This is a genomic window from Paenarthrobacter sp. C1, from assembly GCF_049315185.1.
Classification (GTDB): domain Bacteria; phylum Actinomycetota; class Actinomycetes; order Actinomycetales; family Micrococcaceae; genus Arthrobacter; species Arthrobacter nicotinovorans.
In genome coordinates this window covers 153,256-178,067 of the sequence record NZ_CP186053.1, presented here as the reverse complement: position 1 = coordinate 178,067, position 24,812 = coordinate 153,256, and the positions used below count along the sequence as shown (strand labels likewise).

Below are 24,812 nucleotides of genomic sequence, written 5' to 3'. Positions count from 1 at the left end.
CGCCGCTAGCGGTACATCAGCCGAACGGTCCGGCCGATGTTTTGGACAAGGGAGCCAGTTCGATGGGCATAACTTTCTATAACCCGCTCAGCATCATGGAGCCAGGAGAGCCCGTGTCGTTTGCCTACGCCAGCATCACCGAAGAGCTGACGATCGCGTGGGACGGGCTGGACGGGCACATCAATGGCCCTTTCCATGCCACCGGCGCCGACGTCCAAATCCTCGACCCCTCAACGAACAGATTCCGGCAGCTTGCGGCCATCAGCGATGTGCGCATCGAGTGCTACATGAGCGAATCTCGTCTGGCTATGATCTGCCGAAAATATGACAAGGGCGGCGGTTGGATTGGCGGTGCAGGAGCCCTGGTTCTCAACGCCGGCAGCAAAATAATCGCTGCGAACCGGAGCCGGGGTAAAGCGCTGGCAGGACACCTTCGCTATCCATGGCTCAGCAAAGTCCTCTTCCACCAGCGCCAGGGCTTCTTCGACTCTGAGGTCCTGCGGCTGCTCTATTCCTCCGAGGGAGCCACCATGTACTTGGAGTTGACCCTGGAGAACGCCTACAACAGTGGGGCCATTGCCTACGAAATTACGCAACGGACGCTTGCCTACCGCAGAGCCGATAGGATGCCGGTCTCCGCAGAGGACTCCCAGGCGCTGGACCTGCTGAAAACGCAAGGTCCCGTCATGCCCGCTGACAAGGAGTCAATGGCCAAGTACACCATCCCTGCCTGTTGCCCCGCCGGCACCGGCGCCCAGTATTCTCCGTCGGCACCTCCGTCCGCGCTCCACGGCCAACTGCATCCGCCTGCTGCCCATTAGTTCTGCCGAAAGGTTCCCATGAACGCGAAGAAGGTTGTTTCGGCCATAGGAATGATCCTGTTGGCAGCCGGAATTTTCAAGGCCTCCATCATCGGCTACTACCCGCGAGAAGCTCCAATCGTCATCTCGATCCTTGTGGCGGGTTTGGTGTGCTTCGTCGTGGGACGGAAATTGCCCACCAGCAGGCCCTGACCCTGACCAACGCACATCCATCAGGAGATCCCGTGAACGCTTTTCAACGCACAACTTCCCGTTCCGCGCTTTTCTTACTCCTGGCCCTGGGCGCGTCCGGGACATTGGCCGGGTGCTCGGATCCGGGGGCAATCACCTGCGACGAATACGCAGCCCAGCCCTACAGCGAGCGAAAGAAGACCGAAAAAGCCCTCCTGGAAGCCCACAACCTGGAAACCCTCAACCTCAACAACACCTTGGGCCTGCAAACGGCACTCAGCAACTTCTGCGGCGTCTACGGATTCCAAGGAATGGACAAGGCTCGTTCGAACGGCAGCAAGCCCATCGACAAGGCAGTCAACTGGGCATCCAACAAGTGGTGACACTTTCGTATCCATTACTCGACCCAACTAGAGAAAGAGTTTCCGATGTCAGATCAAGACCTCACAAAGGCGATCAATGAAGCTGTCCGTCCACCGAAGCCGCGCCCTCGGTACGCACTGGGCACCTTCTGGCTCATCATCGGCGTTGCTGTTCTAATAGCCGCCTTCGCATCCAGGTTCCCGGGCCACCAGAACGGATTCTGGGCAGGACCACTGATGATTGGCTACGCCATCTACCTCTACCGGGGAGGTCGCTACGGGTTCTTCATCTTCTAGAGGGGAAATCCGGGCATCAGATTCGCGGCTCCGCGGAATCTGGCATCGCGACGGGCCACAGGCCGAAGGCAAAGCTCCAACGCAGGTTTGTTCGACCAAATCAAGGAATGGAAGACATGAGCGCAATCGAGGAAAAGATCGAAGCAACGAAGTTCAACATCACGACCACCAGGTCGTTTGATGCGATTCGGAAGCTGGGTCAGGAAGCGGCGGTCGCAGCCTCCGGCAGCATCACGAAGGTACAAGAAACCGGCATCACTGAAAATGAGCTGATCCAGTACAACATCAAGAGGCTGGGGATGGTCGAAGTATTGAACTTCGGTCTGGTTTTTATGAATCTGAGTGATGGCCAGAACAACTTGCTGCTCGTACCAGGAAACTATCTAACGAGCCAGGCCACGTTTCTCTTCATCCCCATCGGACCCAAAGATGCCGCCGGCTACCCGCCGCTGAAGAAGTTCTCGGATCATATCCAAGCCGCCCTTTCCTGAAATGCATAAGCCCGTCGACGACGCCGAAGCTGCGGGTGGACGCCGACATTGGCGCCGGATTTGTGACCACGCGTGGGCAGCAAGCTGGCGGCGTCCACCGAGCACGGAGATGAATTTCGGACGTCCTTCGGCGCAAAAGGGTGGACAAGTCAGATGGACCCGCAATGCTGCCCGGAATCACGCGACTGACGGTAGGGTGAGCCGCATGCACAGACTTCTGGCTCGTGTCGGCAGTGTTGTCATCCTCGGTCTCTTCTCCGCTGTTGCGCTTCAGAGCGGTAACCCCGCAGCGGCGAGCCCGGAAGTGAGTGATACCTATAAGAGCTCCGGCACGCTCACTTCCGTTGCTCACGATCCCGCCACAGGACTCCTCTATGCTGCCGATCTAAACGGGGACACCCTCTCAGTCTTCCGGAACGGGGTATTGACGACGAAAGTCGTCGTCGGACAGTACCCAGCCGCCATGGCACTGGATCCACGCACGCATTCCGTGTACGTGATCAATTCCGTAAGCGACTCGGTCTCCGTCATCAATGGCACGACGGTGACGACCACTATTCCCGTGGAATACCAACCGATGGATGTAGCGGTGGACCCGGCCACCGGCAAGGTCTACGTGGCCAACGGGCTCACAGGGGTTACTGTCATTGAGGGCATCAGGGTAACGGCCACAATTCCCGTGACGGCGGCTATATATGGTCGGTCGCCGTGGACACCTCCACTCACACCGTCTCCGCGGCCAACGACTCCAACAGCAAAGTCTCTGTCATAAACAACGGAGTGGTCACTCAAACCATCACCACCAAGAGCGGCGGTCCACTATCGATCGCAGTGGATTCAACAACTCACGACGTCTATGTTCCAGGGGTGTTCGCCGGGACCATCTCGGTCATCAACGGAGACAAAGTAGTGCGGACCATCGAGTTCGAGCAGTACATGGACTTTCCTCGATACTTGGCTGTCGACTCGACCACGCACGCTCTGTACGTGACACACATCGGGGTCAATACGGTCTCGGTCATTCACGGCAGTGCCACGACGCAGACGCTCTATGTCACAGAGCCGGAAACGCCGGAGGTTGATTCAGCAACCCACGCGGTCTACGTGCCTTCACGGAAGGGATCCGTATCGGTCATCCGGGATCCATCCAACCGGGACTTCACGTCCGACGGTCGCACGGATGTGCTGGCCAGAGACGCCAGCGGGGCACTCTGGCTCTACCCAACATCCGGTGCCGGGGGCTGGCTCCCGCCTGGCCGAGTAGGCCAGGGATGGAACTCCATGACCTCCATCGTGGCTGGCGGTGACTTCAATTCCGATGGCCATGCCGACGTGTTGGCAAGCGACGACGGCGGCGGGGCATTGTGGCTCTACCCTGGAGACGGAGCAGGGGACTGGTATCCGCGGCTCCGGGTCGGGCAGGGCTGGCAATCGATGACTGCCATAGTCGCCCAGGGGACTTCAACGGTGACGGCTTCCCCGACGTTTTGGCCCGAGACCAAGGCGGGGCGCTTTGGCTCTACCCCGGGAACGGGGCCGGCGGCTGGCTTGCCAGGGTTCAGGTCGGGCAGGGCTGGAACGTCATGACGACAATTCTTGGCGGCGGGGACTTCACTGGGGACGGGAAACCCGATGTGCTGGCGCGGGACGCGTACGGTGTTGTGGATTTATCCAGGAGATGGGGCAGGTGGCTGGTACCCGCCGGCGCAGACCGGGCAGGGATGGAACGTCAGACTGCCATCATCGCCCCCGGAGACTTCAACGGAGACGGTAGAGCCGACCTGCTCGCACGGGACACTGCAGGAATCTTGTGGTTGTATCCGCGCGCCAGTACTAGTGGGTGGATGCCACGTGTCCAGGTGGGGCAGGGCTGGAATGTCATGAACGTCCTTATCTAGGTCGCATTCAGAGAGCCAGGAGATTGAAACCCCGGACCTGGAGGACCAGTCTGGAAGGCCATGACAAATTCGACGCCGTCGTCCGCCCAAAGATTGGTGGGGCGCACTGGTTCTGTGGGCATTTGGCCTCCTCGGCGGGGCGGCCCTTTGCCTCGGTCTTGTTCTCGCCTCAAACTACAAAGGGTCTGCGTCGGCGTTGGCTGAAGTAGTAAATTCACGACCGAAGATTCATGGCTGGGCACCCTATTGCGGATGTACTTCGGATTTTTTGGAGTGCTGCTATCGCTGGTGGGGACGGGCTTCGTGAATGTGTCTCTCGTGTAGCTGCTACGTCGATCGCTCACGCACTTTAAAGACCACCCGTCCAGCAAGAAGGCGCGGTAGGAGCATCGCCTGCCCCCGTTTCGTAGCCGAGTGAGTACGTGGTCAGTCCGTCCGTGGTACTCGATGAGGTCCTCGATGCCCGAGCGCGGCCATGCGTCGACGTCTTCGAATACCGCGGGCTTCCCAAGCCAGGGACAGCTGCCCTTGGGCGTTTTCTACGGATATTGCGACGTTTCTGGTCGGCTCGGTCCGGCGTGCATACTTGTCGGATGAGCGGACGCATGTGGTCAGGATTCAAGAAGAAGCGGGCACCTCGCCAAGTGTGGAGCGACTGGCAAGCCGCCAACGAGGCAAACGACGCTGTGAGCGCGGAGAGGTTCGCTTCGGAACTACTCGACGTCGCTCCGGAGGTCTTCTTTAGCTGGTTCGAAGCAGGTCTGCTGTCGAAGGCGCGCGGTAATTGGGCTCAGAGCGCCGAACGCAATCAGCGTGCACTGGCTTTGTTCACCGAAACGGAGGCCGCTGAGTTCGGGGGCGCCAACCCGGCAGCTTGGAATCTGGGCATCGCCGCCACAGCCTTGGGGGATTGGGCCACCGCCAGATCGGCGTGGGCAGCATACGGTCTGTCCGGCTTCGACAACGAGACCGGTCCCATCGACGACAACTATGGGATGACGCCGGTACGGATCAATCCGGACAGGCCAAGTCTGCCCCATCAGTTGCTGCCCGCTGTCGGCGAAACCGAGGTTCTTTGGTGCTGGCGGAGGAGCCCTGCCCACGCAGTGATTACGAGCGTGCCCATGCCAGGATCGGGCCACAGGTTCCGTGACGTTCTGCTACACGACGGCGAACCCCAAGGCACCCGCCTCTACGAGGGCCGTGAGGTGTCAGTGTTCAACGAGCTCGAGCGGCTCGAATCCTCCGAGATTCCCACTTGGCAGGCCCAGATCACCGGTGCCGGCAGCGATGACCTCCAGGTACTCGCGGATACGCTCGCGCGTCGGGGAATCGGCCTCGACGAGTGGTCCGGAATACGCATGATGTGTTCGGACTGCTCTCACGGCTCGCCGCGGGAAGGGCACAACCACGCCGCGCCCGCGTCAGACGCCTCCGTTCTGGGCTTGGCAGGTTTCGAATCGGATCTGGACCAAGTGATGGATGAATGGCGCAGGTCAAGGCCGGCCATTGACGTCGTCAGCCTCGAACTCCTGTGGTGAAGCGGACCAGGACCCAATCGGGGCCAGGCTTCCACCAGGACCCCTTCTCCAGGTCCTTGGCCTCGACTTCGGTGTGGCTAGCCTTCGGGATGACGACCCACACGGTGCTTTAGCACGGAGGCGGGCTGCTACATTGTTCCCGATGGGGGCACATTGGGTACTCCCTGCACTCTTCAAGGGAACCCTATGAGCCTTCAACTGCCGCACCCAAGTGACTTACCTAAAGCTGATGCGCCGACGGCGGACACGAAACGACTTCGCAGGGGACGAACCGGCACCGGAATCGCCCTTCTCATTGTCGGCGGATTCAATATCAACAGCATGATCTGGGGTACTCAGCCTACGGGTACCTTCTTGAAACCCTTAGAGCGGACCAAAGAAGCGAAGCCGCCATAGCCGATGCCCTCGTCGTGCTTCTCATTCTGGCCCTGGTCGGGGTCGGAGTCTGGAACGTCATCTCCCGCAGAGGCACCTCCCCGGTGCCTCTTATCGCTGCCCTGGTCGTCGCCGTGATCAGCCTGGGGTCAGATCTGTTGAGCATTGCAGACACCCTCGCCGTCAATGGCAGATTCCCGTACTTCATACTGTTCCTGCAGTTCGGCCTCATCGTGCAGACCATCAGACTCCTGAGGCTCAAACCAGGCGCCACTGAGACCCATGGGCAGGCCGGCCAGACTGTTGGATAAGGAACTGCGGGACTTCCTGCATAAGGCACTTGGCGTCTGGGAAGGCCCCGCCACAGCATCCGACACTTTCGCGCGCCGGCAGGGCTTTGGGGACGCTGCTGCCTTCAGCACGTGGCGGCGGGCGCTCATGGTGCAACTGGAAGCCGGTGCCGACTTATCCCCGGCCGAGATGGGACGGATACTCCCCATCGCGCGTATCGCCGTCTTCGACGATTACTACGGGGCGGGATGGGAGTGGACCCTGGTCACGCCCTACAGCCAGGACGAAGCTGAGAAACTGCGGCAGCAGGCGGAAGTGGAGGTGTAGGCGTTCGGAACCAAAGACACAAGAAAGCCCACCGATGGGGGACCGGCGGGCTTTCAGTTCCACGCTATGTCCCGGTGGTTCCGCTATCAACTGGATTCGCTGTCAGTAGCCAGGGCAGATCAACCGGCTACCTCTGGACCCGGCTGGGAGTCGCCGCTTCGATCCCGCAAATCCGGTCGCCGTACCCGGTAGGATCGGCCCATGGTGTCCCAGCGCGCAATCTTCGTCGATGCAGGTTTCCTTCTGGCTATCGGGGGCACCCAAGTGGTGGGAACCTCGCTTCGATCGGCGTTCCGTGTCGACTACCAGAAGCTCATTGAAGGCATCCTCAATTGCACTGAAGCCCATTCCGGCATCGACGTGCTCCGCACCTACTGGTATGACGCCTCCAAGGACGCCCTTTTCACCGACCAGCACAAACAGATCGGCCTGTTGCCGGGAGTAAAAGTCCGCCTCGGCCGGATCTCGTTCAACGGTGAGCAGAAAGGCGTGGACCTGAAACTGGGCCTGGACCTGGTCGGGGTGGCCCGCAACCGGGCGGCCTCTGTCGCCTATCTGGTCTCCGGCGACGATGACCTGGCCGAAGCAGTCGAGGAAGCCCAGGACCTGGGCATGAAAGTTGTCCTGGTTGGTGTCGCCGACTCCGGACACAGGCTCGGGGTGATGTCAGTCGCCGAACACCTGGCCCTGCGCGTGGACAGCATCATCACTTTGCCGGCGGAACTGATTGCGTCGTGCTTCACCCGCATCGTCCAGGAAGCACCCCGCCCGGCTGCGGCTCTGCCCGCCGCGACTCCGGGGCACCTTCCCCGGCCGGTACCAAAACCGGGGATTCCCATGGGGAAGCCTTCCTCACCGTCCCGGCCCGCGCCCCACCTCGGAGTCCGCTACCAGAGTTCAGAGCCGTCCCTGGTGTACAGCTCCGGCGGCAGCGGGACATCAATCATTACCGAAGAAAGCCCCCTGGACGTCGCCCAGGAAGTCGGGGAAAGCGTCGCCTCCAGCTGGTACGGGTCCATAACCCAGGGCGAACTGAACGAGCTGCTGGCGGACCGACCCATATTGCCGGTGGAAATAGACCGCGTGCTGCTGAAGGACTGCGCTCAAAGGATCGGCGAATACAAGACGGATCTCCAAGGCGTACGTAAAGCTTTGCGCTTGGCATTCTGGCAGAAACTCGACACTCTCATCTGAGGGGCTGACGCGCCCCGCATCGTTCTTGTTCCAAGTCAGGATGGCCACCCTTCGACGACCGTGACGACGGGTGCCATCCACGCCGCACACATTAGTGCCAGGGAAGCGGACAGCTTCACCGACAAATCGAAGGAGCTCGCTTATGCCGCCACAACAGAGTCCCGCCCAGAAACTGGCCTCCAGGCTACTGCTTGGCGGGGAATGGGCGCCGGTGACCAACAAGATCGGTTTCATGCAACGGCCTCTTGATGAAGCGGTTGACGAGTGGAGGACGTGGGCTCAAGAGAGCTACCATCAGCCGTTGGCCGGCTTCGGAGTTACTGAGCACCGGGGAACCCTGAGGGAGTTGCTTAGTGAGTTGTTGCCGCTGGGTTACGGTCACCGCTGGCTTCTCTTGGAGACCGCAAATCCCGGGTGGACAGCCGTCATGGAAAACACTCGCGACACCGCGGTTCTCGGCCCCCTCGGAGAACACTTTGCCTCAGCCCGCGGAATTTCCACTGTTCAAGTAGAGGACGTCCCGAAAAACCTCAGGCGCATGCCGGATGAGCCGGCGCGAGGACGATGGGGTGGTCGCACCCTGATCACCTTTGAAGAGGCCGGCCTTCGCAGGTTTCTCAGTTTGTACAACTCCGAGCCTTGGAAATTCGCCGAAAACGGACAACCGTACGACTTCGAGGACACGGAGCAATACCTGCTTCCACGGGCCTCGGACTGTTTCCCCCACAAGACACTGGTCGACATCTGCAGGAACCTGGGCCTCGATCCCTTCGAAGAAGACTTCTACGTACCGAACGGGCGGGCATTCATCATCGAAGCCCTTCACCAGCCAACGGAGGACGAGCCCGGGGCAAAAAGGTACACCCTTGCTGAGGCCAGGGCAGGGTACGAGGACCTCGACCACCCCAGGGTTGATGATCCCGTTGTTGGTAATACGCTCTACCCACTGGGCCCTGTAAACCCGCACCCCGACACTGTTTACCCTGCTCTGGGCCATAAACCGTTCCGTAAGCCCACACCGTGGGACGGAGCCCTGAAGGAGTTTGAAGAGAGCGTTCAACGCTACAGCAGCTACCCTGCCTCGGCATGGCTGAGCGAAGGGCTGGAGGAGTACGGCGTCCTCGCCTCTCCCACCTATTCCACGGGTGGGACAGGTAGCGAAAGTATCAGCGTCAGTGCCGCGCCACCACTGCTCGAGGCGCCGCCGGAGATCCGGGAATACGTTGCTGCGTTCGCTGTGCTTCAGTGGACTCAGGCCAATGGCAGGTCCATTTCCGAGTTCTACCCAAACCGGAAGCAGATGGGCATCATCCGTAGCCTGTACAAAGAACATGGCCTGTACCCGTTCGACGTGACCTCGGACCAGGTCTACAGAACGCTGGCCATCGACAAAATGGTCCGCGATGTCACCGACCTGCGAATCACTCAACAACTTGTGGACTGGGAAAAACAATCAAGCGCGGATTCCCCGAAAGAGAGAACCCACAAGTACGACCGACGCAATCACAGCTGTGCCTGGGAGATCCGCAAAATCATCCAGGATCAAGAACACCTCATCTGGAACACCCAAGTCGACGACCGGCGAGAGCACTAAAGGGACATCCATGTCGCCAGAACTCGGCGCCAGGTGGATGATCCTGCTGGTTTCGGGCTGGCTGGCATAGGCTATGCCAAGCTCACTGCTTATTTCATTCTTTGGGGGACCAGCTGAACAAGCTTCGTTTGATTGTCACCGCCGCCGGCTTCATCACTGCCGCTGTCGGCTTGGCTGCTGGCTATCTTGTGCCGGTTGGCATTTACTGTGCTGGTGCCTTTGGACTTCAGAAGGCGTCCAAGGATGCCCCCGACGGCATGACGGCAATGGCAGCTTTGACGACCTGTCACGTCAACGCGGATAAATTGGCGCCCGTCTGGTGGACTGTAGTCATCTGCGGGAGTGTTGTCTTTGCCGTTGGTCTCGCCTGGATTGTGCTTGGTGTGAAAAGTCGCCGAAAGCTTGGTCGGATTTCTGTGTCGAGTCCTTCCGGAGCGGGCTCCCCACTAGCTCAGGACACCCACGGGAAGAAGCTTGTCTGGCCGTATGTTCTGGGTTTGGCCGTAATGGCCTTGGGAGTCGTGCTTGGCTACTCGGTCCCTGTCGGCCCGAACTGCTCGGGGGCATTTACCTCCCAAATTTCCGCTGCAGGCTATGACATCGCAAAGGCCACTGCGACTGGAATCAAATCCAACTACATGGAGCAGTGCCAGTTCGCGGCCGCGCAGCAGTCAGGCATCTACTGGGGCATCATGGCCTTCGGGGCCGCGATTGTCATTCTTGGGCTCGTCTTGAGGTCCGTCCTTGGACGACGGCCGGCTACCCCGTCGGCGGGAGCGGGCGTCGCAGACGAGCTTGAGCGACTCGCGGCGTTGATGGACCGGGGCCTTCTGACCCACGAGGAGTTTGCCACGCAGAAGGCCAAGCTGCTCGAACACAGAGCCTAGACAGTCTCATGCCGAGCTCAGGAACGCTTCTGGGCTCCGCTACGGGTCGACTCGGCCACTTGACAGCTTTCGCTCCTCCCGGCGGCTTACGCGCTGCTGGGTACGATGTTGCTTGAATGGGGGAGGCCATGGAAACAAAGAGTGACACGTCGACGCTGGCTGATGGCGGGGCGATGGAGCTGGTTCGGGTGCCTGCTTGGGAGGCCAAGTTCAAGCTGAACGAAAATCCTGATGAACTGGCACACCTGATTTGCTGCAGGGATCTGGAATGGCGGAAAGCTGCTTGCGGGTACGAAGAGCCTGACCCGACCATCATGATGGAAGCCCACGTGATCTGCACGATGTGCATCGAAGCTATCGGTGGTCCTGCGTCCCTGGCCGAGGGGCGGTGTCCGTTCGATGACCAGCCTTGCCCCGATGACGAGACCCTGAAACAGATCATCAAGGACAGAACTTCATGACCGGCGCCCCCAGTCCGGGTTTCAAGAACCGGGCGACGAAATGAATTCCGCTGCCTGGTACTGGGATCGGTCTCGGCCGGACGTCGCGAGCTACTGGGACGGCGGCCAGTGGTTGCAGACCTTGCCCCTCACACAGCTGGTAGGCGTCCGGGTCATCGACCGGGCAACTGGCCAGCCGATCCCACCGAGGCAACCACAACTGGGGACACCGGCACAGGATCCCCTCCGGCAGGTGCCAATGAGCGAAGTGACATGGTTTGGTCCGAAGGACCAACGTCGAAAGCGGCTGGATGCCCCGATGAAGGCATGATCGGAACTCTGGTTGCCTTGGGTGTCTCAGCCGGATGGGTGTGGGTCATCGCCTCTAACCCCTCGCCGTCTTCCACTTCTCCGATGGCAGAGAAGACAAAGGCAAACGGGCTGAAGACGTGCAAGGAGCTAATCATTCAGCAGCCCCACGGCGCCGGCAAGGAGACCATCCAGTCGGACGTTCTTGTCGGTGACTTCTACAAGACAAACATCGTCTATGAGGGCCTCAGCGAAGTGCATCGATGGACATGCCGGCTGGAGTGGGTCGGTAGTCGCTGGAGAGTCGACATCCTGGAGAGCAAGCGGCTCCAGTAAGGGATGCCCTGGGAGCACAGGGTCGTGCGTTCTATGTAGATTGCCGGTGACGAAGGTGTGAGGCGCCGCACACATCAGGGTCATGAGAACCCGCAAAGCACTCCAGATCCTGATCCTCGCAGCCTGCCTTACCATCGGCATCAGCCAACCAGTCTTCAACGGCGCTTCACTGCTGGCCCTCATGGCCCTGCCATCTGTCTTCCTCCTCCAGCCCGGGGTCATGCTCCGGCTGCGCAGCCCGAAGCTGCGGATCGTCAAGTAGCTCGGAACCCCAAAAGGCGGCACCAGATTGGTGCCGCCTTTCCTGTGCCCGGGTTCAGAAAAAGCCCCGTAGTCGTGGGCTGAGGGGCTTTACTTCTGGCTGGGTCTTACAGGAACGGCTGCCACATGGCGCGCATGGTTTCGGCGCGGCCGGCCAGCCACTCCCGGATCGCGGGTTCATCCTCGGGGGTCACCTTAATCCGCACGGACTGGTTGTACGGCTTGCCCTGCATCATGAAGAACAGGTCGAGGTAATGCTGCTCGGCCCCGTCGGGGTAGTCCTCCGGGTACTCCAGGTGAATCGCCCGCCAGTCCCAGCGGAACAGGCAGTTCAGGTCCGGGTCCCCGCTGTGCAGCAGCGTGCCTGTCTGCGTGAGCTTTGGCCCTGACCGGTCGTACTCCACCGGCTGGGTGAACTCGGCCCAGGATTCGTACCCGGTGGCCAGGCCGCGGGAGTAGAAGTTGCCATGCTCGCAATGGTACGGGTGCTCATATTCCCAGAGATGCTTCGTCATGGGCCAAATGTGTGCGGAAACAGCAGAGTCCCTGCCCGCTGGTACGGGCCGGGACTCTACTGGCGTGTTCGGCTTACTCGGCGGTCAGTGCGATGCGGACGCGGCGACCGAGCCTTGCTTCGTTCTGGTCGATGTCCGGGTCCATCAACGCTGTCTCCCAGTCGCCGTCATGTACCCATGTCATGTGGGTCTGGTGCCGGCTCGCCATGACGCAGAGGCGGCCGGGGGAGAGCTGGTGGGAGCCTGCCGAGGTGTAACCGATGAACGGGTCCATGGCGACCACCGCATGCCACTGGCCGCCCTGCATCTTGTCGGCAGTGCCTACGTGGATGCCCTCGGCTTTCAGAGTCCGCAGGATCGCGGTGATGCCGGAGGCCTGGGCGTTGTGAGCGACGACGATGGCGATGTCGGAGGCCACCAGCGGGCGGGTGAACGGCTGGTCGTCCTCGTCGAACTCGACAAGCTCCACACCGATCAGACCGGCAGCGTATTCGGCGACCTTGACCAGGGTCGGCAGGTGATCGAACGTCGGGGACGGGTCCAGCAGCAGCGGCACGATTTCGGAGACCCGGTTGCCGTCCTCGTCGGTCAGGTACCGGTCCGGTCGGGAGGACGAGAACGGGAAGCCATAAAGGGGAGCAATGGCGTCCACGGTTTCCTGGCCGAGCCGGTAGGTGGTGTCCAGGGAGTGGATTTCGGCGTTCTTCATCTTCGCGAAGACTTCCGGCGCCCGCATGTGGGGAGCCGTTTCACGACCGCGGAACGCGGACACGTCGGCGGTCACGACGGGACCGATCTGGCCGGGGTCGCCGACCATGAGGAGCTGCTGGGCTTCGTCGGAGGCGTTGGACACGTCAGCGAACGTCGCCTGGTAGGCCTCGTCGATAATCATCAGGTCGCACATGGGGCGGTTGGACGTCTTGCAGGAGGCGATGGTGCGCACAACCGGGATGTTCTTGCCACCGGCGGCGGCACCGCCACGGGAAACACCGATAGGCGGCTCCATGCCGGAAACCGCCAGGGCAACCTGCGGGTGGCCGTCCTTGTCCGGCCCCAGTTCGGCGGCGATCCGCTCGGCAATGTCATAGGCGGCGCGGCGGGTGGCGCACGCGACGATGATCTTCAGGCTGGACCGCTCCCGCAGGTACGCAACAGCCTGGGCCACTAGGGTGGTCTTGCCGGCACCGGGAGGGGAGTCAACAATCGTGATCGGGGCACCGGACCACACGCTGTAGAGCGCCTTGGCGAGGGTCGAGCCGACAACCAGGGTGCGCCCGTCGTTGACGGGTTCGGCCGGTGTTTGCTCCGGCACGTCGTTGATTGGCGCGATGCCGAGGTCTGCGAGATCAATTCCGAGGGAAGTCATGCCCCTCATGTGTGCGGAGAATTTGAAAGCCCTCACCAGGCCACGGGTCCTGGTCAGGACCTCACGTGATAACCATCGTCTCTAAGAGGCCGGTGTCGTTCCTCAGGTTATCACGTGGATTAAAACAGCCCGTCTCTCACCGCTTTATGCCAAAGGGCAGCCCCGCCGGATCTACACTCAAATTCCAGGACGAACCTACCGGTGGTAGAGCGGGAAAACGGCCCCGGATCCCAGCACTGGCGCGGTTTTTGTTGTCCGTCGGGACCTCACTCGACCTACAACGCCGCGGGAGGTACGGACTTATATGGAAGAAAAGTGCTCTCTTACTAGAAAGCAGGAGCCTCTTAGGGAGAGAACTAGCGGCCCCTTATATATATCTATCTTTTAAGTCGTTTAAGTAGAGTAGTAGTAGTAAGGGGCCCTATATTCCCCGCCATTCCGGGGATTTTCCCGCCCGGCCAGTCGGCGGGTTTTCGGCGGGTTTGTTTGAACAGCCCGGTGGGGTGGCCCAAGCCGTGTTCAGGCCCGGATCCTGGCCGCGGCACCGGTGAGCGGGCCGGACGCCGCCGCACACATAAGAGTCATGACAGCCATTGCTACAGCCCCCACTTCCCCTAAAGACATTCTCGTCGCCTACCGTGCAGACGCCCGCGCCAAGGCAACCGTCGACGGACGTCCCGGTGACCGTTCCGACTTCCCCGGCCTGGGCCTTCCGGCCACCGGCATGATCTACTCCCGCGGTAAAGGCCTGCAATACCAAGCCCTGAAAGCGCCCGCCGTGCCGCTGACCCCGGACCTGCTCGAGAAGGCCCTTATCGATCCGATGGCCAGCACTGTCGTCTCCGACGCCAAGACCTGGGCGAAAGTCCTGGTCATGGCGGACAACCTGCCGTCCAACGATTTCAAGGCACTCGGGCGGCGGCTGCGCATCAGCCGGGGACTGCCGGTGTCCCTGAAACTGCCGGTACTGACCGAGTTTCTCGGTTACCGCTACTGGCTTCCGGACACCCTGAACGAAACCAGCCTCGATGACTGGGCCGATGCCTTCGGCGTCAAGGGCCCCTCCATCACCTTCACGATGCGCTCCCTCATTGCCCTCGCGGAGGCCGGCGCAAAGCCTGCAGCCCTCAAATACGAGCTCGCGGTCAAGTCCATGGAGGAAATGGAGCGCAAGATCATGGAGCAGGCAGCCTGGGGCGGCATCTCCAACGACTGCTACGTGTACTCGATGCTGGAAGGCTACTCCGCCAAAGCCAACGGTCTGCGGACCATCGACCCCGGCCTGCTCGAAATGCACGTTATCGACGGCCAGGCGTGCCGTATCGTGCCGATGAACTCGGACTCCCGCGAGTTCTCCGCGTCGGTGTCCTCCCCGTTCAAGCTCAAGGAAGGCAAGAAGGTGCGCCTTACCGACGGCAAGGAAATGGTCGAAGTTGACCTCCGCGCTCTCCGCTTCGGCGACGGTGCCCTGCACGCGGTGTTCTCCCAACCCTCAGCACGCGGGGCAGGGCTGCTGATGGTATCCAAGGCCCGGAAGCTCGAAGCAAGGCTGTACGCCGTGGACGGCGTCTTTGAATCCTTCGGCGCCGGACCCAAGAACAAGCGCTGGCTCGGCGACGACGTGCAGAAGGTCACCGGCCGCGACGTGCCCCTGGACGTCATGCTCGCCGGAGCCCCGACGACCGACTAATCCCCACTGACCACCCCGCCCCTGCCACCGGCTGTCATAACCCACCAGCAGGGGCGGGGTTCTTTACGGAAGCAACACCATGAAAAAGAAGACCGTCCCTTCGGTCCTGGCAATCCCGGAGATTGTCCTGAAACACGACGACCCCACCGGCGGGCTCCCCGTCAGAAGGCCAGTTGTGCGCTGGCAGGAGTAGCCGGACTCCGCAGCACGGGTGGAGAGGCGCTTACCCGATGCCGCACACATTATGGCCATGAGAAACCTCGCCGCTCCCACAGACGAACAGATGCTGCATTTTCAGGCCTGGCGTGCCACGGCACTGCAGATCATGCCCTACATGGGCTCACTGATGTTTTCCCTCCGCCCGGTCAACTCACAGGCCGTGGATACCTTCGGTGTGGACCCTGGTCACCGTTGCTACATCAACTTCGACAAGGTCATTCCGATGGGTGCCCAGTTCGGTGCCGAGGCTCTGCTGCACGAGTGTTCCCATCTGCTGGCCGAGCATGCAGCTCTCGCCGAGCTGGCCGGTGTCTCGGACGACGAGCACGAAATGTGGAACGTAGCCGGAGATCTCGCGATTAACGATGACCTGCGCGACGCCGGGTGCGACGCCCTCGCCAAGCACGGCGTGTTCGCCTCGATGATCGGTGAGCCGGACTACCAGACCCCACTGCACTACATGGAAGTTCTGCGGAAGAAGCAGGGCAACAAGCCCAAGCCCCAGCAGGGCCAGCAGGGCGGCCAGGGCCAGCCCGGTTCCGGTCAGTCCGGCCAGGGTCAGCAGACCCCGGTGAAGGGCTGTGGCTCCGGGGCGGGTGGCCGCAAGGGCGGTCACGAACTCGGTGACGACGAAACCATGGGCGGCAAGGCCGAAGCGGCTTCCGCAATCGAGAAGAACCTGGTCCGCATCGCCACGGCCTCCGCTGTCCGCCAGCACCAGGAACAGCACGGCATCGGTTCTGTCCCCGGTGGTATCGCGCAGATCATCGACGAGATTCTCACCCCGTCCAAGACGCCATGGGAGCGCGTCCTGGCCTCCCACGTCCGCCGTGCCGTTGCCCACAAGTCCGGCTACCACGACGCGACCTACAAGCGCCGGAACCGCCGCCGGATGAACGAAACCATGTCCGACAGCAAGGGCCGCATCATCGGCAAGGTGATCGCCCCCGGCTACATCAAGCCGATCCCGTCGATCCACTTCTACCGGGACACGTCCGGATCGGTCAGCGACCACGACCTCGCCGTTGCGACCAATGAAGTCATCGCCATTGCCCGCAAGCTCAGCATCAAGGGCGACGACCTGATCGTCTCGGACATTGACACGATGGTCCACCAGTCGAAGAAGTTCACCGGCAAGGACTCCATCACGGAGATCGCCGGACGCGGCGGCACCGACATGGGCGAGGCCATCGAGCACGCACTGTCCCTGCCGAAGAAGCCCTCGGCCATCATCATCGCCACCGACGGTGAAACCTGGTGGCCGACAGAACGCCCCGCCGTCCCGGTGATCATCCTGCTCGTCAACGTCACGTCCCAGCACTGGATCGACAACGTTCCCGAATGGGCGCATCTGGTGGAGGTCAAGGACAATGACTGATTTCGAGTTGAATGTCCCGCACGGCTACCGCCTGCACCCGGGCACTGACCTGCTGGCCCTGGCCGAGCGCCTCCGCACCGCGCTGGCGCCGGTCCGGGACCGCATCGAAATCGAGCAGGTGGCCGAGTTTATCGCCAAGACCGTGGATGCAGCCGACCTGGCAGGGACTCCCCGGCCGGAGTCGGTTATCTTCGACGCGGTCCAGGCCCAGGCCGTCCACGTCGGCCAGATCCTCGCCGGCGAACACTCCTGCCACCTGAACACCGTCACCGTGGCGGTCTCCGACGACCCCGAAACCGGCGGGCTGTACGCGCTGATGTTCCCCAGGCACCCGGCGTTGGCCACCGAGATTGATGAACTGGAACTGGGCGACTACTACCCGTACTGGAACGAGGAAGACACCGAACGGCAGCGCCCGACCGGAGTCTCGACGGCCGAATGGGCCCGCCGGGCCGAAATCTGGACCCGCGTGCTGCGAGGAGCCAGCCCGTTCGAGCCCATTGGCATGTTCAAGATCGACGTCGGCAACGCCTACCCGGATGCAGACCTGATCAATCGGGCCGCCGATGTCTTCGCCGTCATGCCCTCCCTTGAGCAGCGCGTCCACCACGCAATGCACGAACTGCAGAACCAGGACTTCGAATCGCCGGCCGAGCTGGTGGCGTTCGTGACCTCCATGCCGGAGCACCAGGAACGCATCGAATCCAGCCTGAAGCCGATCACCCTCAAAGACATCGCCGGAGGTGCCAAGTGACCGCCGTTCCCATGCCGGCACCGCCGATGTCCCGGTTCGTCCCGGCCCTCGTGGCCGTGAATGAACGCCATGGTGTGACTGTCCTGGTGGACCGCCAGCCAAACCTGTGCCGCTGGGCCGTGCACACCATCATCGACGGCAAAGACTTCATCGTCTCCGGCCCTGGCGATGGACAGGCGACCAACCCCTCCAACCGGGAGCTTGCCGCCCAGATCAGCCAGGCTGTCGCACGGATCGCCAAGCGCACCGGGGAAACGCCATCCCAGGTCTTCACCAGCGACTGGGCCACGGCGGAGCTGCTGCGCGCAAAGTCCGATCTGCCCGTCACCGACCTGACGGCGCCGCCGGCCGCGCTGGCCGCAGCCCGCGAAGCCGTTGCCGAAGTCGAACGCGGACTGGTCTCCGGTCTCGTCCTTGCCTGCGATTCCTCCCGCGGCCGCGGCAAGTCCGTGAACGGGTGCGGTTACGTCCTGGCCTACTCGAACGGCGCGGACCCGATCCTGGGCGCCTACACGTCCGTGTCCACCCACGGCGGCATCCGGGCCGGCGAACTCGCGGCCATCCGCCGTGGGCTGCAGTCCACTCTGGGTCACCACCCGGTCCTGCGCGAAGGCGTGGGTGACTTGAAGGTCCTCACCGACTCCAAGGCGGCACTGGACGTCCTGGAGCGCGTTGCCACCGGCCACCTGCAACCGTTCGACGACACCGACTCGGTCGCAGAGTGCAAGCGCATCCTAGGTTCGGCACGCGGCGTGAACATTTCCTACGAGTGGGTCCGTGGCCACAACGGCCACCCGCTCAACGAGCTGGCTGACCGGCTGGCCGTGCTGGCCCGCAGGAACCGGGAGATGGGCGTCGACGACGTGACGAACGCTCGGATGATCGCCTCGATCCGCCAGGACGCCAAGGGCGCCCAGATAGGCGAATGGCTCGCCGGCCAGCGCACCCATATGAAGGCAGCGTCCTAAAGGCAAGGGCCCGTTTCCAAAGATCAGGGCACCGCACTGACACCGCAAGGCTCGGAAACTACGCATGTTCCCCGGTAGAAGACCACCGCCCCCTGTCTCGTGAAGGAAACGTAGGATGCTGCTAGCAACTGCACACGCCGCGTTGTCGGCCCGGCCATGTCGGTTGCACTTGAGAGGGGGGGGGCAGGGGCGGCAGAAAGTGCTGAAGCGCCCTGAATGCCCCCGTGGACGTGTGAGATTCTGATGTCGGGCCTTGGTATCGGACAGCAGCTGGTGTGGCTGACCAGGCGCAGGACGTGCCGCCACAGGAGCGGTCGAGCGGCACCGCTAAAGTATGGGGGTGGAAATTACTGGAACCATCGAAGGGCCTGACGGGGCAACAGACCGCATCACCGCGGCGGGGAATACGTACGAGGAAGCGAAAGCTGAGCTGGAAGGCAAGGTCCCCGAAGGGTTCAAACTAATCGTGATCCGTACCTTGTAGAACGGAGCGGCGTAAACATTGAGGGTGGGTCGATGAATCTTTTGAAACCGGTGATCCTGCTCGACATCGACGGGGTCCTCAACCCGGCTCTGGTTCCTCAGCGGGGGAGCGAGAGGCCGCTGCCTCGATTGTCGGACACGAAGCGATCCCTGGTCCGCCGCCTTGCAGGCAGCGGCCGAATCGCCTGGGTCTCGACCTGGCCTGCGGACATGGTGGCCAGCCTGGAGTCACAGTTGGAATTGGGCGCCATGCCCCTGCGGGCGCCCATAGTTTTCCGGCAGGCTGAGGGTGACGTACCCACCCCGAAGCTGCGCAGCGTCCAACGCTGGCTGGTCAGGATGGATGCTGCGGGGGAAGCGGACTGGGACTCGGTCGTCTGGATCGATGACGTCTTGGGTTCCGACTCCGTGGCTTGGGCAGAGGACCATGACCAACCGGTGTGTCTCGTGCGACCCGACCCAGCAGTGGGTCTGACCGAGGAACACGTGGAGCAGATCGAGGCTTTCAGGAGCCGCGGCGCCTAGGACGACCAAGGAGCCCCAGGGGCGACAGAATGGTTTCCGATGAGTCCGGCGCGAGAGCGCTCACAGATAGAGTGTCAGACAATGAGCCTTACATCGCTTCTCCAGGACCCGCAGTCGCCGGAGCGTGCCTACCTGGACCGCATATCACCGCTTCTTGAAGCCTCCGCCGGTCACAGCGCCGGCGCCAGAGCTGCCGCGGAGGCTTTGGGGCTGTCGGAGGTCGCCAGCAGCAGGGCGGTGGTGTCTCCGTTTCCAGGTGCGGACCCTCGACTGGCTGGAACCGCTTTCGATTTTCGGGCTCGTATCGAGCTTGGCGGGCTTGATCCCCGTCATTCTGTGGCAGCCGCTGGCGTTGCCCTGCTGCCTTCCATTGCTGCCTCGGTTGAGAACGGCGGACACCGCACACGGGTCCTTGCTGAAGCCTTCGACGTGGCAAGCATGCTGCTGCAGGAACCCCGAAACGACTCGAACTCAGACCGTGCGGCAATCATGCTGGCGTACTGCGAGCAGGTGGCGCGGACGGGCGCCACGGCAATGAACGGCTCATTGGGAATGCTCTGTGACCAGGTCATGGACGGACAATCATTCGCCGACAAGGTAGATCCGCGGGCGCTGGCCAACCTCAGGTCGCTGGTGGCGTCGAACGGTGACCAGTTGGAAGCCTGGCAGGATCAGATCGCCGCGGGTGTCCGCTACGAACCCAACCCGCAGTTCAGCGGGTCCCCGCTCGTCGGGGGCGCCGACGCTGACTGGATGATCGGCGACACCCTCATCGATTGCAAGGTTTACAGCGCCCTGACGATTGGTAAACTCAGGGACTTCCTGCGCCAGCTGCTCGGCTACGTCATGCTCGACACCGACGACAGCCTCGGGATCCGGCGCGTCGGAATCTGGCTCCCGCGCCAGCGGCTTATGCCCACATGGAACCTTACCCATCTCCTGGGTGGGAACTCAGAGGAGCTGCTGCCATCCCTGCGGGACGGGTTCATCAAAGCGACCGCGAGGACACAGCTTGCCCGGCCTGAGCCGGTGCCGGAGAGGCGACTGCACCAGCTTCTCGCCGACAACCGGCACACGCCGTTCGACATGCTGGACAAACTCGCGTCCAACGAGGACCCGGACATCCGTGGACGCGTGGGCCGGAACGAGTCAACACCAGAACCAACCGTACGGACGTTGGCCGGTGATACCCGCTGGCTGGTGCGCCGAGGGGTGGCCTCCAACCGGAATGCACCCGAGGACGTGCTGGAGGCCCTGGCCGGTGACCGCAGCGTGGCCGTCAGGCGAGCAGCTAAGGAGAACCCCCGCGCTCCCCGGCCGTTGTTGAAAGCCGTGACGACCGACGGCCGCCACGACGGCGCTCAGATTACCCAACTGTCCGATGCCGAAAATGTGGGTGCCCGGACGACGTCCGGTACTCGGGGTGGTGCAGCGGTCGAAGTGGGCAGCATCCGAATCAACCAGCACCGGGATGAATCCTCTCTGGACACGAGGTGGTTCTGGGACTTCCTGCACTTGGCTGAAGGCGGAGGCCGGCTGCCGATACCCTTGGCGAGCTCTATCTGGGGTTGGAAGACCGGCCGATCACTTACCGCCGGGGAGTGGATGAGGGATGGTCTCCCGGACTACGTTGTGGCCGATCTGATCCGTGCCGACCGCCCGGCCTGGGTGCGGAGGGCTGCCGCCAGAGAGCTCTCCCTCTCAGACCCTGACGTGCGTACCAGCCTGCTGAGTGACGCGGATCCCGAGGTCCGTTGGTTGACGCTGGAACGTACTGTCTGGCAGCGAGGCGAGGACCTTACCGCCTTGCTCGCCGAGCTCGGTACATCCAGGGACGCGAGGCTGCAGTTCCGCACTGCCGGTCTGGGCGCCCGGCGGGACTGGCCTTACACGGCCAACGAATATGACCAGCAGACGCTCCGCGTTCTTGCCGCGCACCCGGCGGCACCATACGGCACCCTGATGGCCCTCATCGAGGGGTCCACACCGGAAGTACTGGCCAACCTGGCCGAAAACCCGGCCCTGACGGCAAACGATCGTGCAGGGATCATCCGGTCCCTGCAGACCAGCAAGTCCGCCGCGGCGCGGGCCAGGCTTGCGTCCCTGGTTTCCGCGCCGGAAGCTTCCCTGATCGAGTTGGCCTCGGACAGAGACGCCGGCGTGCGGGCAGCGGTCGCAGCGCATCATGCGACACCACCATCTGCCCTCACCCGCCTGTCAGGGGACCGTCAGAGAGACGTGAGACTCGCCGTACTGTCCAACCCGGCGTGCCCTCTCGAACTGGCACGCTCCATCGCAGAATCCCTGCTGATAACCGACGTCGACGAGGACCTGCTCGAAGTGCTTGGGCTGATCGGGGACCGGGTGGACGTCGGCCTGCCGGCAGGCGTGGTCGAAGAGGCCCTTGACCGGCTGTCGAAGAGCCGGAAGCGGGATCCTGACATGCGACTGATGGTTGCCCGTGACGAACGTTCAGCAGAGAAGACCTTGGCGCGGCTCGCCCGAAGCACCGACGAGCATGTCCGCTCCGAGGTCGCATCGAACCGCAGGACTCCATACACCGTGATGGAGCAGCTCGCCGGGGACCCCGAGCCAGGCGTACGGGCAGCGGTCGCAGCCCACGAGGGCATGCCAGCGCCCCTTCTTCACCGGCTTGCTGAGGATGAGGACCCTCGGGTCCGCGCCACTGCGGCCGGGAACCGACGCCTTCCGCAGTCCACCTTGGCAGTCCTGCTGGATGACCCGGCCGAAAGCGTGAGGGCTGCAGCGCGAAAGAACCCTTCAGCGCCGGAGGAACTCGTTCGCGAAGCCGAAGCCGAGCTGGAATTCTCCGCTGAGCAGACAGGACCCGACCGGGCAGCCCTGGAGCGGATGGTGGCGGATAGGAGCGCGAAGGTGCGCGAAAGCGTGGCCTTCAGTTGGGCTGCCGGTGCCGACTTGCTGACAATGCTTGGGGGCGAACGAAGGAGCGCCCAGGTGCGCCGTGCTGTCGCGGCCAACCCGAACACCCCGGTCGCCGTCCTGACGTCGCTAGCCGGCGACACCGACGCTCAGGTCCGCCAGGCAGTCGCGTTCAACGGTGCAACGCCTCGGGAATTGCTGGTAGAACTCGCAGGCCGGAGCGTCGACCTGGCAATTCACGTTGCCATGAACCCTGGCGTTCCACGGGACGTCCTTGACGCCTTGGCACAGGACAGCAGTCCCCTTGTCCGCTTCGTGGCCTCCGGATATTCGCAGTCCCGCGGTGCCCTTGGCAGCGGGACGGCTGGTCTGGCTTTGGGCGGCGGAGCAGGCCTTCCGCACACGTAGGATTGCCACCGAGGCCGCCTTTCGGAGCGTTGCGCTGACGGCCAAAATGCTGGAAGAAGCCGGCCCTCGCTCGCCGCCGGAGGCGCGGGCATGAACGGGACTATCGACTGGAGGATCATGCTGACGTTTGAACAGGCCCGTGCGGCCGCGTATGAGGCGTTGGCCCCGACCTGGGAAGTGGGGGAGTGCGGTGAGTACACCGTCGCCGACTACGGTTACGAGGACGACGCGGCGTGGCTCCTCATCGATGGAGGGAGCCGGCTCGTCATCGACGGCGACTACTCCTGCGAACTGATCGGCCGGGGCAGCACGTTCGTCGATAAACGGACCGGGGAAATCTTCTTTCTGACGTACTTGGAGGCCCCGGACCGCTTCGACGCCATGACGCCGGTCGGCCAGCACCCTGACGAAGATCAGTAGGCCGCCTTTCGGTCGCCGAAATTTATTCGACGGGGAAGTGCCGCCCCAGCTTCGGGTTCGGTCTGTTCTGGCACCAGTCGCACCACTCCTTCGGCGCGCCGTGGAGGCGACACCGCCTGGGGACGGCTGGGCCCGCCATGATGACCGCCGGGGTGGGTCGAGGCGGATCCGGAACGGGGAAAGTGGCTCGAACCGGTCTCGAGGCTGGCATCGCCGCGGGGCCTGCAGCCGTTGACTTTTCGCCGGGGCTGCTGAGGATGGACCACTTCTCGGGGCGGATTTGGGAGATGAAGATCTGCCCTATCGTGCTGTCGCAGGTGGGGCACACGAAAGCGCTGTAGAGCCGGCCGCTGGCTTTGGTGCTGCGCGGTTTGATCGCTGCCTTGGGAACGTCGGGCCTGGCGGCCTTGATCCAGTTGTCGACGGCGCGGTGCACTTCGGGGTGGTTCTCGAACCGCTTCGCGCCGACTTCGGGCTTTACCTGCAGCCGGGGCGTCGCGCCTCCCCATGCCCAGACGCGCGCGTCCCAGACCAGCATGGGCTCCTCGCAGTTCCAACAGCACGTGAGGCTTCCCCAGACGTAAGTGTCTGTCTGGGTGCGGACGACGTGGGGGCCGAACGCCGCATCGGGGGAGGCCGAGCGGTCATTCATGACCTCGATCGCCTGCTCGAAGGCTTCCTGCTTCCTGCGCTCGGCTTCGGCCGCGGCGGCCGCGGCCTCTGCTGCGGCCTTGCGTGCGTCTGCCTGGGCCTGCGGACTTCCGTGTATCCACGACGGACCCCTTCGGAGCAGGGCCTCAACGAAGGCCCCAAGATTGTCGTCCGCGTAGACCAGGTTCTGGCGCGCGGGCAGGGCAAGCAAATCTGACGCATCATCCGGGACTGTGGACGCTTTGCCAAAGCCCGTCACAACTACGGGGACAACGGTCTGGTTGTGCTCCAGTTCCCGGGGGACGAGCCAGACCGGGAACGCCCCACTATCGAAATAGCGCTGGGACCGGGCGAAGTAGTTCTCCGGTGACTGGGATGACAGCTGCACCTCGAAGGCGATCCGCCTGGTTCTGTCATCTGACTCGGCCAGGACGTCGATGATCCATTCCCGTGATGGATGCGGGTGCTCGACGATCGCGTGCCAGCCAGAAACCCTATCGATGCAGACCTTCATGGCCTCCTTCATCGCCAGGTGCTGCGGCGACTCCCCACCGTGCTCGACCTTGCATTCAGTCTTCCGGTAGTGGGCGAAGTACTTTGTGGACGTACCCCGGGTTTTGGCGATCGCCCGGATCCCGCACACTGGCATGACCATCCGCCTGCGGTCGTCGGAGTTCTGCAGCTCCCTCCAGGACTCAGCGCTATACGTCGTCGCATCCATCCGGACGCCGTCAAGTAACGCGGTCAACAGCATCGTTCCCCCTAGTCATGGAGGTCACACCCCTCGCCCCTGGGAGCGATTCGACCACACGTGTGGAGCTCGGCGCTAGATGCTGGTGCTTTGCGGAGCTGTTTGGCACATAGCTGTCCGGGCTGGGGTAGGCGTGCGTGTTTCTGAGTTTCTGGAGCCGCGGTTGCTCTAACAGACGGCCTTGCCAA

General features: G+C 62.7%; 28 protein-coding genes. 25 read left to right on the top strand and 3 right to left on the bottom strand.

The window, feature by feature from the left end; genetic code table 11:
* Positions 1–62: 62 nt before the first annotated feature.
* The 17 genes from ACNAOU_RS23260 to ACNAOU_RS23180 all read left to right on the top strand — a co-directional run bounded on the left by ACNAOU_RS23260 (position 63) and on the right by ACNAOU_RS23180 (position 11,596).
* Positions 63–821 (top strand): hypothetical protein, encoded by a 759-nt coding sequence (locus ACNAOU_RS23260; RefSeq protein ID WP_422758868.1) that lies wholly within the window; start codon positions 63–65, stop codon positions 819–821.
* Between the two features lie 18 nt (positions 822–839).
* Positions 840–1,013 carry a hypothetical protein gene (locus ACNAOU_RS23255; protein WP_422758867.1) on the top strand — a complete coding sequence of 58 codons (174 nt, stop codon included), beginning with the start codon at positions 840–842 and terminating at the stop codon, positions 1,011–1,013.
* A 32-nt stretch (positions 1,014–1,045) separates the two neighbouring features.
* Positions 1,046–1,375: a hypothetical protein gene (locus ACNAOU_RS23250; RefSeq protein WP_422758866.1), complete on the top strand. Its 330-nt coding sequence runs from the start codon at positions 1,046–1,048 to the stop codon at positions 1,373–1,375.
* 45 nt (positions 1,376–1,420) lie between these two features.
* Positions 1,421–1,651 (top strand): hypothetical protein, encoded by a 231-nt coding sequence (locus tag ACNAOU_RS23245; protein ID WP_422758865.1) that lies wholly within the window; start codon positions 1,421–1,423, stop codon positions 1,649–1,651.
* Between the two features lie 116 nt (positions 1,652–1,767).
* Positions 1,768–2,142, top strand: a complete 375-nt coding sequence (locus ACNAOU_RS23240; RefSeq protein WP_422758864.1) for a hypothetical protein — start codon at positions 1,768–1,770, stop codon at positions 2,140–2,142.
* A gap of 205 nt (positions 2,143–2,347) precedes the next feature.
* Positions 2,348–2,914 (top strand): YncE family protein, encoded by a 567-nt coding sequence (locus tag ACNAOU_RS23235; RefSeq protein ID WP_422758863.1) that lies wholly within the window; start codon positions 2,348–2,350, stop codon positions 2,912–2,914.
* Positions 2,851–3,729 (top strand): FG-GAP-like repeat-containing protein, encoded by an 879-nt coding sequence (locus ACNAOU_RS23230; protein ID WP_422758862.1) that lies wholly within the window; start codon positions 2,851–2,853, stop codon positions 3,727–3,729. Before ACNAOU_RS23235 ends, ACNAOU_RS23230 begins: the two co-directional genes overlap by 64 nt.
* Positions 3,630–4,040: an FG-GAP repeat domain-containing protein gene (locus ACNAOU_RS23225; protein ID WP_422758861.1), complete on the top strand. Its 411-nt coding sequence runs from the start codon at positions 3,630–3,632 to the stop codon at positions 4,038–4,040. The genes ACNAOU_RS23230 and ACNAOU_RS23225 overlap by 100 nt, the downstream gene beginning before the upstream one ends.
* 593 nt (positions 4,041–4,633) lie before the next feature.
* Positions 4,634–5,581, top strand: coding sequence for a tetratricopeptide repeat protein (locus ACNAOU_RS23220; RefSeq protein ID WP_422758860.1), 948 nt, complete (start codon positions 4,634–4,636; stop codon positions 5,579–5,581).
* A 410-nt stretch (positions 5,582–5,991) separates the two neighbouring features.
* A complete protein-coding gene (locus ACNAOU_RS23215) occupies positions 5,992–6,267 on the top strand; it encodes a hypothetical protein (protein WP_422758859.1) in 276 nt (91 codons plus the stop codon).
* Positions 6,260–6,574 (top strand): hypothetical protein, encoded by a 315-nt coding sequence (locus tag ACNAOU_RS23210; protein ID WP_422758858.1) that lies wholly within the window; start codon positions 6,260–6,262, stop codon positions 6,572–6,574. The genes ACNAOU_RS23215 and ACNAOU_RS23210 overlap by 8 nt, the downstream gene beginning before the upstream one ends.
* A 201-nt stretch (positions 6,575–6,775) precedes the next feature.
* Complete coding sequence (locus ACNAOU_RS23205; RefSeq protein WP_422758857.1) at positions 6,776–7,768, top strand: NYN domain-containing protein; 993 nt, start codon at positions 6,776–6,778, stop codon at positions 7,766–7,768.
* Between the two features lie 142 nt (positions 7,769–7,910).
* A complete protein-coding gene (locus ACNAOU_RS23200; protein ID WP_422758856.1) occupies positions 7,911–9,362 on the top strand; it encodes a hypothetical protein in 1,452 nt (483 codons plus the stop codon).
* A gap of 506 nt (positions 9,363–9,868) precedes the next feature.
* Entirely contained in the window at positions 9,869–10,249 is a 381-nt protein-coding gene (locus ACNAOU_RS23195; protein WP_422759253.1) for an SHOCT domain-containing protein, read from the top strand.
* A gap of 128 nt (positions 10,250–10,377) precedes the next feature.
* Positions 10,378–10,710 carry a hypothetical protein gene (locus ACNAOU_RS23190; protein ID WP_422758855.1) on the top strand — a complete coding sequence of 111 codons (333 nt, stop codon included), beginning with the start codon at positions 10,378–10,380 and terminating at the stop codon, positions 10,708–10,710.
* 393 nt (positions 10,711–11,103) lie between these two features.
* Positions 11,104–11,334 (top strand): hypothetical protein, encoded by a 231-nt coding sequence (locus tag ACNAOU_RS23185; protein ID WP_422758854.1) that lies wholly within the window; start codon positions 11,104–11,106, stop codon positions 11,332–11,334.
* An 82-nt stretch (positions 11,335–11,416) separates the two neighbouring features.
* Positions 11,417–11,596, top strand: coding sequence for a hypothetical protein (locus tag ACNAOU_RS23180; RefSeq protein ID WP_422758853.1), 180 nt, complete (start codon positions 11,417–11,419; stop codon positions 11,594–11,596).
* Positions 11,597–11,702: 106 nt separating this feature from the next.
* Here the strand turns inward: ACNAOU_RS23180 and ACNAOU_RS23175 are convergent, their stop codons facing one another.
* Both ACNAOU_RS23175 and ACNAOU_RS23170 read right to left on the bottom strand, forming a co-directional pair.
* Positions 11,703–12,110 carry a hypothetical protein gene (locus ACNAOU_RS23175; RefSeq protein ID WP_422758852.1) on the bottom strand — a complete coding sequence of 136 codons (408 nt, stop codon included), beginning with the start codon at positions 12,108–12,110 and terminating at the stop codon, positions 11,703–11,705.
* A 73-nt stretch (positions 12,111–12,183) separates the two neighbouring features.
* Positions 12,184–13,476 carry an AAA family ATPase gene (locus ACNAOU_RS23170; RefSeq protein ID WP_422758851.1) on the bottom strand — a complete coding sequence of 431 codons (1,293 nt, stop codon included), beginning with the start codon at positions 13,474–13,476 and terminating at the stop codon, positions 12,184–12,186.
* A 583-nt stretch (positions 13,477–14,059) separates the two neighbouring features.
* Between ACNAOU_RS23170 and ACNAOU_RS23165 the strand changes: the two genes are divergently transcribed.
* The 8 genes from ACNAOU_RS23165 (at position 14,060) to ACNAOU_RS23130 (ending at position 23,222) form a co-directional block, all read left to right on the top strand.
* Entirely contained in the window at positions 14,060–15,166 is a 1,107-nt protein-coding gene (locus tag ACNAOU_RS23165) for a hypothetical protein (protein WP_422758850.1), read from the top strand.
* A 250-nt stretch (positions 15,167–15,416) separates the two neighbouring features.
* Positions 15,417–16,763 (top strand): DUF2201 family putative metallopeptidase, encoded by a 1,347-nt coding sequence (locus ACNAOU_RS23160; protein WP_422758849.1) that lies wholly within the window; start codon positions 15,417–15,419, stop codon positions 16,761–16,763.
* Complete coding sequence (locus ACNAOU_RS23155) at positions 16,756–17,517, top strand: hypothetical protein (protein WP_422758848.1); 762 nt, start codon at positions 16,756–16,758, stop codon at positions 17,515–17,517. The genes ACNAOU_RS23160 and ACNAOU_RS23155 overlap by 8 nt, the downstream gene beginning before the upstream one ends.
* A complete protein-coding gene (locus ACNAOU_RS23150; RefSeq protein WP_422758847.1) occupies positions 17,514–18,485 on the top strand; it encodes an RNase H family protein in 972 nt (323 codons plus the stop codon). Before ACNAOU_RS23155 ends, ACNAOU_RS23150 begins: the two co-directional genes overlap by 4 nt.
* A 340-nt stretch (positions 18,486–18,825) precedes the next feature.
* On the top strand, positions 18,826–18,969 hold the full coding sequence (locus tag ACNAOU_RS23145) for a hypothetical protein (RefSeq protein WP_422758846.1): 144 nt from the start codon (positions 18,826–18,828) through the stop codon (positions 18,967–18,969).
* Between the two features lie 32 nt (positions 18,970–19,001).
* Entirely contained in the window at positions 19,002–19,493 is a 492-nt protein-coding gene (locus tag ACNAOU_RS23140; protein WP_422758845.1) for an HAD domain-containing protein, read from the top strand.
* A gap of 81 nt (positions 19,494–19,574) precedes the next feature.
* Positions 19,575–22,802 carry a hypothetical protein gene (locus ACNAOU_RS23135; RefSeq protein WP_422758844.1) on the top strand — a complete coding sequence of 1,076 codons (3,228 nt, stop codon included), beginning with the start codon at positions 19,575–19,577 and terminating at the stop codon, positions 22,800–22,802.
* Between the two features lie 90 nt (positions 22,803–22,892).
* Positions 22,893–23,222, top strand: coding sequence for a hypothetical protein (locus tag ACNAOU_RS23130; protein WP_422758843.1), 330 nt, complete (start codon positions 22,893–22,895; stop codon positions 23,220–23,222).
* A 22-nt stretch (positions 23,223–23,244) separates the two neighbouring features.
* Here ACNAOU_RS23130 and ACNAOU_RS23125 read toward each other — a convergent pair whose 3' ends face one another.
* Complete coding sequence (locus tag ACNAOU_RS23125; protein WP_422758842.1) at positions 23,245–24,621, bottom strand: competence protein CoiA family protein; 1,377 nt, start codon at positions 24,619–24,621, stop codon at positions 23,245–23,247.
* Positions 24,622–24,812: the final 191 nt, after the last annotated feature.